9 protein-coding genes are annotated in these 10,757 nt (G+C 64.7%); 7 read left to right on the top strand and 2 right to left on the bottom strand.

Translation table 11 applies throughout. The annotated features are described in order from the left end of the window. Positions 1 to 211: TCP-1/cpn60 chaperonin family protein (locus V7116_RS23650; protein ID WP_324394458.1), on the bottom strand; the 211-nt coding region annotated here is incomplete at its 3' end. A gap of 369 nt (positions 212 to 580) precedes the next feature. Here V7116_RS23650 and V7116_RS23645 point away from each other — a divergent pair. The 5 genes from V7116_RS23645 to V7116_RS23625 all read left to right on the top strand — a co-directional run bounded on the left by V7116_RS23645 (position 581) and on the right by V7116_RS23625 (position 7,364). Beyond that, positions 581 to 1,663 carry a M24 family metallopeptidase gene (locus V7116_RS23645; RefSeq protein ID WP_324394457.1) on the top strand — a complete coding sequence of 361 codons (1,083 nt, stop codon included), beginning with the start codon at positions 581 to 583 and terminating at the stop codon, positions 1,661 to 1,663. Positions 1,664 to 1,724: 61 nt separating this feature from the next. Beyond that, entirely contained in the window at positions 1,725 to 2,240 is a 516-nt protein-coding gene (locus V7116_RS23640) for a metal-dependent hydrolase (RefSeq protein ID WP_324394456.1), read from the top strand. A gap of 317 nt (positions 2,241 to 2,557) precedes the next feature. Beyond that, complete coding sequence (locus tag V7116_RS23635; protein ID WP_324394455.1) at positions 2,558 to 5,113, top strand: hypothetical protein; 2,556 nt, start codon at positions 2,558 to 2,560, stop codon at positions 5,111 to 5,113. Between the two features lie 162 nt (positions 5,114 to 5,275). Then, positions 5,276 to 6,745 carry an SH3 domain-containing protein gene (locus V7116_RS23630; RefSeq protein ID WP_324394454.1) on the top strand — a complete coding sequence of 490 codons (1,470 nt, stop codon included), beginning with the start codon at positions 5,276 to 5,278 and terminating at the stop codon, positions 6,743 to 6,745. A gap of 151 nt (positions 6,746 to 6,896) precedes the next feature. Beyond that, on the top strand, positions 6,897 to 7,364 hold the full coding sequence (locus V7116_RS23625) for an NADAR family protein (protein WP_324394453.1): 468 nt from the start codon (positions 6,897 to 6,899) through the stop codon (positions 7,362 to 7,364). Between the two features lie 95 nt (positions 7,365 to 7,459). On the opposite strand, the gene V7116_RS23620 is transcribed toward V7116_RS23625, so the two are convergent. Continuing rightward, the gene (locus V7116_RS23620) at positions 7,460 to 8,557 is read right to left on the bottom strand and encodes a WD40 repeat domain-containing protein (RefSeq protein WP_324394452.1); all 1,098 of its coding nucleotides are present in this window, start codon (positions 8,555 to 8,557) and stop codon (positions 7,460 to 7,462) included. Positions 8,558 to 8,720: 163 nt separating this feature from the next. Between V7116_RS23620 and V7116_RS23615 the strand changes: the two genes are divergently transcribed. Both V7116_RS23615 and galK read left to right on the top strand, forming a co-directional pair. Continuing rightward, positions 8,721 to 9,767, top strand: a complete 1,047-nt coding sequence (locus V7116_RS23615) for a UDP-glucose--hexose-1-phosphate uridylyltransferase (RefSeq protein ID WP_324394451.1) — start codon at positions 8,721 to 8,723, stop codon at positions 9,765 to 9,767. A gap of 37 nt (positions 9,768 to 9,804) precedes the next feature. Beyond that, the coding region (gene galK / locus V7116_RS23610; protein ID WP_324394450.1) for a galactokinase at positions 9,805 to 10,757 on the top strand (953 nt) is incomplete at its 3' end.

Below are 10,757 nucleotides of genomic sequence, written 5' to 3'. Positions count from 1 at the left end.
GCGCGCCCATATTCTCGTACGGGTTCTCAAGCTCGATTTCCTTCGCAACCGACACACCGTCGTGGGTGACGGTCGGCGCGCCGAACTTCTTGTCGATGGCGACGTTGCGGCCTTTCGGGCCGAGGGTCGTCATGACGGCGTTCGCCAGGATATCCACGCCCGCCTTCAGGCCGCGGCGTGCTTCTTGATCAAAAACGAGTTGCTTGGGCATATCCAGTGTACTCCTCTTAGGGCTGAAATTTTGAACTGCCGTTCATTCGTTATAGGTGACTTGAAAAGTCATGATACGGCGGCTGAGCCACCGCTCTATCCTCTTGGATGCAAAACGCGCGAGATTGTAGCGGCCTCGCCTTAAGATCAATACCCCACAAACGTTAGAAATACATATAAAGTGCGGTAAAGATCTATCAGAACAGGTTCAAAACGGCGCATTTGGTAGCAGTCTCCCCGTGGGAGTGCTACCGCGCCCGATGCTACCACAGATCGTCCCGGCGCGCTGTTTTTATCGAGGAATAGCCCGGCCTGTACTATAATGAACAGCAGCGTTCTTAATGCCTCTGCTCTTAAAGGGATCACTCAAATGGATTACAAAGCTGAAGTTCAAACCAAGCTCGATCAACTGCGCAGCCTGATGGCCGAGCACGGGCTGGGCGCGCTGTGGCTGCGGCGCATCGACAACTTCGCGTGGCTGACGGGCGGCATAGACACGGCGATCAACGTCGCGGACATCGCCGGAGGGCCGAGCATCCTCGTGACGCCGGACGCGGCGACGGTGTGGACCAACCGCATCGAAGCGCCCCGCCTGGACGCGGACGGCCTCAGCGCGCGCGGCTTCGACCTGCACGTGTCGGCGTGGGAAGCGGAAGAAGCGCCGCACCCGGCGGGCCGCTTCGGGACCGACATCGCGCACGCGGGGGCCAGCGACGTCAGCGGTGATCTGCAAGCGCTGCGCCTGACGCTGAGCGAGAACGAGCAGCAGCGCTTCCGCGCGCTGGGCGCGGACTGCGCCAAAGCGATGGACGCCGCGATCAAGCGCGTGCAGCCGGGCCAGACCGAAGCCGAGATCGGCGGCGGCGTGGCCGACGAACTGCGGCGCTACAACATCACGCCCGTCGTGGTGCTGATCGCCACCGACGAACGCATCTTCAAGTTCCGCCACCCGCTACCCACCATGAAAACGCTGGACAAATATGCGATGCTGGTGCTGTGCGGGCGGCGCGAGGGGCTGGTGTGCTCCGTGACGCGGCTGGTACACTTCGGCCCGATCAACGACGACCTGCGCCACCGCATCGAGGCGTGCACCGAGATCGACGCGCGCATCACCGCCGCGTCGCGCCCAGGGCAAACGCTGGACGATATGTTCAAGACGATCACCGAGGCGTATGCGGCGGTCGGCTTCGCGGACGAGTGGCAGCTTCACCATCAAGGCGGGCTGGCCGCGTATAACCCGCGCGAAATCATCGCCATGCCCGGCGATGCAACCACGATCAAGCCCGGCATGATCTGCGCGTGGAATCCCAGCATCACCGGCTCCAAGGTCGAAGACACGATCCTGGTCACGGACGGCGCGCCGGAAATCCTGACCGCGATCCCCGGCTGGCCGACGAAGTCGTTCACCATCGATGGCGTAACCTACGCGCGCCCGGTGATTCTCGAGAAATAGCGCGAAACGACAAACGTATCTCGAACGAGTTAATGCTCTGGACTCTTGAGGCATTCTGCGAATGCTGGCTGCACATCTGGTCCCAGGTTATCTTGCGGCATCAAGCGTGAAGCCGTCGCCAGGATGGAGCATTGCCCAACGTCGCCTGTTATGGAGCGTCGCGCTAACCAGTACGGTCGCCCCAGACGCGGATGTCGTCTATAACGCTCTGTTTCGCGGATTTGTGAATCACAGTACGCTGTGGACACACAGCTTATTCGTGTACGTAGGGATCGGTTTGGTCTGGTGGCTGTTGCGCCGTGCAGATGTACAGCCCTATGGGCGTGCGCTCATCGGCCTTATCGCAGTTGGAGGGCTATCCCATCTGGCGCTTGACGCAATCGCGCACAACACGCCGCTGTTGTATCCGCTTTCAACGCACATGTTTGGCATTGCGCCTGCTCAGGTCGCTGAAGGCACCATCAAGGACTATGTGACCGATCCCGTCTTTGTGCTTGAGCCGCTGCTGTTGCTGTTTGCATTCGTCCACTGGCGGCGTACTCGTAAACGCAGTTTCACTTACTCAACAGGTAACTGAAATCCAAAGCACCGGAGAAGCGCAAAAAGTCAATCTCACCTCCTATCACCAATCCTACTTCCCCCTCTCCAGTCTATACATCTGGGCTGGAGAGGGGCCGGGGGTGAGGTCGCCTCTGCCATTTGACCGTTCGCTTTGGCTCTTAAAACTAAAAACTGACAGCTGAAAACTAACAACTGTTTTTTTCCACCGGATGCTCAGCGTAGGTTGAGCGCCGCGTCACCGTCCTGAGAGGGTCAACATCCGCCCCCCAATCGCGTTTATGATGGGATCTGCGCAACACCGCGCATCCCGTAAACCGGAAGGAGTGAGCCTAGATGCATCCTCGACACTGGCTAAACCCCGCACTCATCGTTGTTCTTGCGCTCAGCATGTTCGTCCCCCTGATGCCGTCGAGCGCCAGCGCCGCACAGTCCAACGCCGCGCCGGTCATTTTTTGGCGCAACGGCGATTTCTGGTCGTGGTCGGCACAGACGAACAGCATCAAGCAGTTGACGACCTGGGGGTACAACGAACGCCCGATCCTGTCGCCCGACGGCACGCGGTTCGCGTACGTCTCGTGGGCGCAGATCACCATCGACGCGATCGCAGCGGGCAAACCCGCCTTCGACATCGCGCCGAGCAACATCTGGCTGTGGGACATTCCCAGCGGCAGCGCGACGCGCATCGCGGACCAGCCGCAGGGCGCATCCTACCAGCCGGACGACGGCAGCCCCGGTAATTTCATCGTACGCGGCACACCGGCCTGGTCGCCGAATGGCACGCAGCTCGCCTGGGCCGAATACGTCGTGCCCAGCAACGATTACCGGCTGGTGGCCTACAGCTTCACTACCGGGCAGACGCGCGTCGTCGTGCAGGATCTGCCGTTCCCCTACGCCGACGCGGGATTCTTCCCCATTGCGCAGCCGGAATGGAGCGAGGCGGGGATCGCGCTGGTGAACGGCTCGATCAACAACATTGGCGAATACACCGAAACGCTGCACTACTACGATCCCAACGGCACCCTGCTCAGCCAGACGCTGATCGGCAGCTCGTCCAGCGAGCAGGTCTGGGCGTGGCACTGGATGCGCGCCAACAACCAGGACAGCATCGGCGTGTGGCATCCGTCCGGTAAGCAGGAGCTGGTCGAGCCGCGCACGACCACCATTCAGGACATGCCCGCCGTACCGCAGCTCGTCGCCGCGCTTGCGCCGGAACAATCGCTGGCGCTCAGTGTGACGCCGACCACCCTGCCCGATGGCAACCTCGCGCCCGAATGGACGCTGACCGCGCCGGACGGCTTCCAGGCGACGCTCTCTTTCGCCGGACGCGAACAGGACATCGCGCTGTCACCGAATGGGCAGGAGATCGCGTACATCACCAACGCGCTGTACGTGTCGAGCGGCGGGCAGATGGTGCCCGTCCCCGGCACGGACGGGATCGAATCCGGCGCGGAGACGGCGGTCATCTGGGGACCGGACGTGTGGCGCGTGGGGCCAGAAACAGGCACGCCCAGCGGCGGCGGGACGGTCGCCTGCACGCTCCAGCCCCGGCTGACGGCGGGCGGCTACGGGCAGGTAACGCCCGGCCTGCCGAACATCATCCGCACGCTGCCCCGGCGCGGATCGGGCAGCGGCGTCGTGGGGCGCATCCCGGCCAACGGCGTGTTCCAGGTGATCAGCGGACCCACGTGTGACGCGGAAGGCCGCTACTGGTGGGAAGTCGATTACGAGGGCTTCCGGGGCTGGACACCCGAAGGCGAAGGCACGGCCTACTGGCTCGCGCCATATTCGCCCGCAACGCCTGCCCAGCCGATCGTCTGCGGACCTACCCCGCGCCTGCAGATCGGCACCTCGGCGTTCGTGCTGCCGGGCCAGCCGAACATCCTGCGCGACCAGCCCCGGCGCGGCACGAGCAGCAACGTCGTGGGCGTGCTGCCGGGCGGCGCGTTCTTCCGCGTGGTGGCCGGGCCGGAATGTGATCCCGAAGGCCGCTACTGGTGGCAGGTGCAGTATCAGGGTGTGACCGGGTGGACGCCGGAAGGCGAAGACAGCAGCTACTGGGTGTCGCCGTTCGGATGCCCGGCCAGCCCCGCCCCGCGCCTGGTCCCCGGTGACCAGGGACGCGTCACGCCCGGCGATCCCAACACGCTGCGCAGCGCCCCCGGCGCGACCAACACCGCCGTGAGCCAGATCCCCGGCGGCGGCGTGTTCGTCGTGCTGGGCGGTCCGCAGTGCGGTCCCGAAGGCTGGACGTGGTGGCGCGTCAATTACGCGGGCGTCACCGGCTGGACCGCCGAAGGCCAGAACAGCACCTACTGGCTGGAACCGTTCAGCAGCCTGCCGCCCGTCGAGCCGGGCCAGCCCGCCGCGTGCTCGCCCACCCCGCGCCTGACGCCGGGCATCTCGGCGTTCGTACTGCCGGGCCAGCCCAACACGATCCGCGCGCAGCCGTCGCTCAACGCGGCCAGCCTGGGCCAGATCCCCGGCGGGTCGTTCTTCCGCGTGATCGCGGGGCCGCAGTGCGGCTCGGACGGCCACGCATGGTGGCAGATCCGCTACGGCACGATCACCGGCTGGACGGCGGAAGGCGAAGGCATCGCCTACTGGGTGTCACCGTTCACCTGCCCCACCGCGCCACCGTCACGCCTGATGCCGGGCATCCAGGCGCAGGTCACGCCGGGCGACGCCAACGTGATCCGCAGCGGGCCGGGCATGGCGAACAACAGCGTCGTGATCGGCGCGATCCCCGGCAGCGGCATCTTCGACGTGATCGGAGGGCCGCAGTGCGGCGACGACGGGCGCATCTGGTGGCAGGTGCGGTACGGTGTCACGCAGGGCTGGACCGCCGAGGGCGACGGCGACACGTACTGGGTGCAGCCGCTCGGATCGTAGGGCCAGAAAATAAGCTGCCTCCGCCGAAAGACGGAGCAAGGATCGGGCCAGAGATGGACGATCAAACACGCATAGTGTGTTTAGATCGATAGTCGTGGGACTGCCTACCTCATCGATCATCAACCGGCGCACGCCTGCCGGGTTCAAGCAAGGAGCAACACCGTGCACCGCAAATTTCTCTCACTATCGCTCGCCGCATGTTTGTTCGCGGTGCTGACCGGGACCTGGGCGGTGCGCGCCCAAAGCGACAACCCGGCGGCGGATCTCGTCGTGTTCGTTCAGGGCGGCAACCTGTGGGTCTGGAACGTCGCCACGGGAGAATCGCAGCCGCTCACGCTCAACACGCACCTCGACGGCGTGGCCCTGTCGCCCGCCGGGGGCCTCGTCGCCATGCGCGACTGGTCCCCGATCAGTTATGACGCGTGGGAACGCACGGGCGGGATCGGGGGCGGCCCGCTGCCCTCGGATATCGTGGCGGTCAACTATGTGACGCTCGAACCGGGCATGACCATCGCCGCGCAGCCGGATGATGCCTCGTTCTTCGTGGAAGGCGTCGAGGACAACGCGATTCTGCGCTCGGATCCGGCATGGTCGCCGGAGGGCGCGTCGATCGCGTGGACCGAGCTGCACTACCCCAGCCTCTCGCCGGAGAGCAACCGTCTGGTGATGTACACCTTCGCCACAGGCGAGACGCGCGTGGTGGTCACCAACCTGCCGGACATGATGGGCGTGCCCCAGCCGCTTCAGGTGAAATGGGGCGAAGGCGGCCTCGCGCTGCGCGTCACGCTGTTCGACGAAGAAAGCATCACCTATCCCGAGCAGATTCTGGTCTACGACACGGACGGAAATCTCCGCGCGCAGACGGTCGTGAGCGAGGACGAAGGCGCGCTCGCGGACTACCAATGGATCACGTGGAACGATGCGCCTTATGTAGGCATCCTGTTTGGGGACGGCCACTGGGAGCTGCTCGATCCCGCGACCGGGAACCGCCAGCCTGCACCTGCCGCGCCACAGCTTTACAGCACGGTCTTCCCCGACGACTCGCTGGCCCTGAGCGTCAGCCAGGACACGCAGGCCAGCAGCTACTGGAACGGCTTCGCCTGGACGGCGACCAAGCCGAACGGCCAGCCGGGCAGCAGCCTGCCGATCACCAGCGCGCCGGGCAGCGTTGCGCTGTCGGCGGATGGGCAGCGCATCGCCTATACCAACGATCACGGCGGCCTATCGGTCTGGCAAAATGGACAGGTGATCGATATGCCGGGCACGCTGGTCGTCGATGCCTACGCGCCGGTGCAGTGGGGTCCTAACGGCTGGCGCATCGGGGCGGCGGGGGGCGGTGACGGCCCGCAGCCGGAAGACACCTGCGCGACGACCACCCAGCCGCCGCGCCTCCAGGCCGGTATGCAGGCACAGGTGATTCCCGGCACGTCCGCAAACAACCTGCGCGCCGAACCGGGCAGTGGGTCCGCGTCGCTGGGCAAGCTCAATCCCGGCGAGCCGTTCGCCGTGCTGAGCGGGCCGCAGTGCGCGGACGGGATGTACTGGTATCAGGTGGACAGCAGCGGCATCACCGGCTGGACCGCCGAGGGCGACGCCGCCGCCTACTGGCTCGAACCGGTCCCGGCGTCGTAGCGCCGCGCGCACGGTCGCAGAACAACGAGCGCCCCGATCCGCAGACATGGATCGGGGCGCTGTGTTTGGATGCCCCGATCATGCGGGTATCGCGCAGTCGCGTTGGGGGGATAATGAACGTATCGCGACTGCAAAGGACAGGTAGGAACACATGCCCATCTACTTTTACTCGTCGACCGACGATTACGCCTGCTTTTCGAACTTCTCGCCGCACGGTTTCGAACTGGATGGCGTCTACTGGCCGACCGTCGAGCATTATTTCCAGGCGCAGAAGTTCGCCGGGACGGAACACGAAGAACACGTCCGGCGCGCGAAAACGGCCAAACAGGCCAAAGCCCTGGGACGGCGGCGCGATTGGCCGCTGCGCGAGGACTGGGAAGCGGTCAAGGTGGACCTGATGCGGCGCGCGGTGCGGCGTAAGTTCGAGACACACGCGGATATCCGGGCGGTGCTGCTCGGCACGGGGACGGACACGATCATGGAGGCCGCGCCGGACGATTACTTTTGGGGCTGTGGTAGGGACGGCACGGGGCAGAATATGCTCGGCCAGATTTCGATGGACGTGCGCGAGGCCCTGCGCGCGGAGAGCGTTATGCAAAAACAGAACGAAGAAGGATAAATCACCCCACCCAGCCATAAGTTGCGCGGACACCAAAAATTAGGGCGATGCAAGCATCGCCCCGACGGATTTTTCCGGTACACGTATTGCAGTGCTTAATCGAGATCGACCACGACCACCATATTCGCGTTATCGTCGCTGATGTAACCTGTAAGGGCCAGCCGCGTGCCGTCATCGGAAAACGCGAGGCTGTTCGTGACCTCGCTCGGGCGTAATTCCAGATCCGTCTCCGGCAGCGGGATCACCTGCGGCGCGGCATCGGGCGCGTCCAGCGACACGACCTGGATCGAGGATGGGCCGTCATCCACCCAGGCGGCGCGGCTGCCATCTGGCGTGATGGCGACGGAACTGCCCACCTTCTCGATCGCCAGCAGAGTCGTTTCCTCGCCGCTCGCCATGTCCAGCGCGTAGAGGAGGCCGTCGCGGTTGTGGTAGAAAATCATGGTCCCGTCCGACGTGTACGTGACACGGCGGATGGGCAGCATCGGGCGCTCGTCGTCGCCGTCGCGCAGCAAGGTTTCATCCCCTGTCGCCAGGTCCCACAGCCAGATCTTACCGCCCAGCGAAACCGTCAACAGCGTATCCCCGGCGGGCGATCCGGTGAACGCCATCGTGCTCATCCCCGCCGCCTGACGACTCATGCTGTCCATCGCCTGTGCATAGGTGCCATACCGGTGCGCCAGAAGTCCCGCCGGCGCGCCCGACGCCACATCCCACAGCACCATCAATGCCTGCGCGCCGGGCAGCGCCGTACCCAGTGTGCCATCAGGCAAAAAGCCCACACGCGCCATGCCGGGAACCGCCGGAATGCGCCGGATTTCCTGCCCCGTCGCCGTGTTCCACACGAAGATCCAGCCGCCCGCGTGGTATGTGACCAGCATCGAGCCATCGGGCGAGAACGCCGCATCCGAGGCGTAGTCTGTGGGGCCGATGAGCCGCGTCACGTCGCCCGTATCCAGGTTAACCAACTGGATCGGCAGCAGGCTCAGAATCAGTTCATTATTGTGATACGCGCCGTTCTCCCACACCGCCAGCAGCGACCCATCCGGCGACAGCGTACTTTGGACCAGCTGGCCGGTGATGTCGATGGTACGCACCGTCACGTCGCCCTGCGCGGCGGCGATCGGCGCGCCTAACCCGGCCAGCAGCACGAGCACCACCCCCAAACTGAGGTAAATACTCAAGTGTCGCATCGTTCGAGCATCTCTCCTTCACACATCAAGGCACCCCTAGATCCTAGCTGAAATCACGCTGCGTTCATAGCGCATGAAACACCGCAAATCCGTAGCGCAAACGCCGCCGCCTCTGTACACTAGGGGCGCATCCAAATTTTTAGCCATCCGAAGTGAGCGACTGATGTTAGATCCGAGCCAGCACCCCCACCGGCGCTACAATCCGCTTTCGGGCGAATGGATTATCGTCTCGCCCCACCGCACCAAACGGCCCTGGCAGGGACAGGTCGAGCAGACCCCGCCCGACACGCGCCCCGCTTACGATCCCACCTGCTATCTGTGCCCCGGCAACGAGCGCGCGGGCGGTAAACGCACGCCGCAATATACCGGCACCTATGTATTCGACAACGACTTTCCCGCGCTGCTGCCCGACTCGCCCGACGAGATCGTAGAGCCGGATTCGCCGTTCTTCCGCATGGAGGGGGACCGGGGCATCTGCCGCGTGATCTGCTTCAACCCGCGCCACGACCTGACGCTGGCGCAGATGGATCTGGCGGACATCCGGCGCGTGATCGATACGTGGGCCGAGCAGGTCGTGGACCTCGGCTCGCGCGAGTTCATCAACTACGTGCAGATCTTCGAAAACAAGGGCGCGCCGATGGGCGCCTCCAACCCGCACCCGCACGGCCAGATCTGGGCGACGATGCGGCTGCCGTACGAGATCCAGCGCGAGGACACCAACCAGCACGCCTACTTCGAGGCGCACGGGCGCACGCTGCTCAGCGATTACCTGGACGAAGAACGCCAACGCGACGAGCGCATCATTTACAGCAACCAGCACTGGACGGTGCTCGTGCCGTTCTGGGCGTTCTGGCCGTACGAGACAATGCTGATCAGCCACCGGCCCGCGCCGGATCTGCTCTCGCTGGACGGCGTGGAACGCGACGCACTGGCGGACGCGCTGCACGCGATCACGGTGCGCTACGACAATCTGTTCCAGGCGTCGTTTTCGTATGGCATGGGCTTCCACCAGCAGCCCACCGACGGCGTGCTGCATCCTTACTGGCACCTGCACGCGCACTTCTACCCGCCGCTGCTGCGCAGCGCGACGGTGCGCAAGTTCGTCGCCAGTTACGAGCTGCTCGGCACGCGCCAGCGCGACATCAGCGCTGAGATGGCCGCGCGCACGCTGCGCGATCTGCCCGGCATGCATTACTCGCTCGCCAAATAGCCCTTTATTCGCGCGCCCATCCTGAGAGTCAAGAGACATGGACATCAGAGAACGAGTTCTGGAAACCTTCCGCAGTGAATACGGGCAAGATCCCGTCCTGCTGGCCCGCGCGCCGGGCCGCGTCAACCTGATCGGCGAGCACACCGACTACAATGACGGCTTCGTGCTGCCTGCTGCCATCGACCGCGCGGTGTACGTCGCCGCGTCGCCGCGCCTCGATTCGACCGTGAACATGGTGTCGGTCGATTTCGATTCGCGCACGGCGTTCGACATGATCAACCTGGACGATCCCGATCTGCCCGCGTGGAGTAAATACCTGCGCGGCGCGCTGTGGTGGCTGCGCGAACAGGGCTACGAGATCCCCGGTTTCAACGCGGTAATCGGCGGCGATATCCCGATCGGCGCGGGGCTGTCGTCCTCGGCGGCGGTCGAGGTGGGATTAATCGAGCTGGGACTGGCGCTGGCCGGAGAAGACGCGGCCTATTTGGGCATGACGCAGGTCGAAAAGGCGCTCGGCGGCGTGACGGTCGAGAACCAGTTCATCGGCGTGCCGACCGGCGTGATGGACCAGATGGCGTCTGCGATGGGCGTGGACCAGCACGCACTGCTGATCGATTGCCGCAGCCTGGACGTGACGCCGATCCCCATGCCCTCCGGCGTCAGCATCGTCATCATCGACAGCAACAAGCGGCGCGGGCTGGTGGACTCGGAATACGCGCTGCGGCGGCAGCAGTGCGAAGAAGCCGCCGAGATCCTGGGCGTGGAGGCCCTGCGCGACGCGACGCCGGACATGCTTGAGGCGGCACGCGAGCAGTTGGGCGACCTGCTCTACCGGCGCGCGCGGCACGTTGTGACCGAAGACGAACGCACCGAACAGACCGCTGCCGCGCTGCGGGCGGGCGATCTGGCGGCGGCGGGCGAAGCCATGCGCGAGAGCCACGCCAGCATGCGCGACGATTACGAGATCACGGTCTTCGAGCTGGACACCAT

Source organism: Aggregatilinea sp. (genome assembly GCF_036822615.1).
Lineage (GTDB): Bacteria > Chloroflexota > Anaerolineae > Aggregatilineales > Aggregatilineaceae > Aggregatilinea.
Note: the sequence above shows the minus strand (reverse complement) of the source record. Positions and strands in the feature narration are given on the sequence as shown.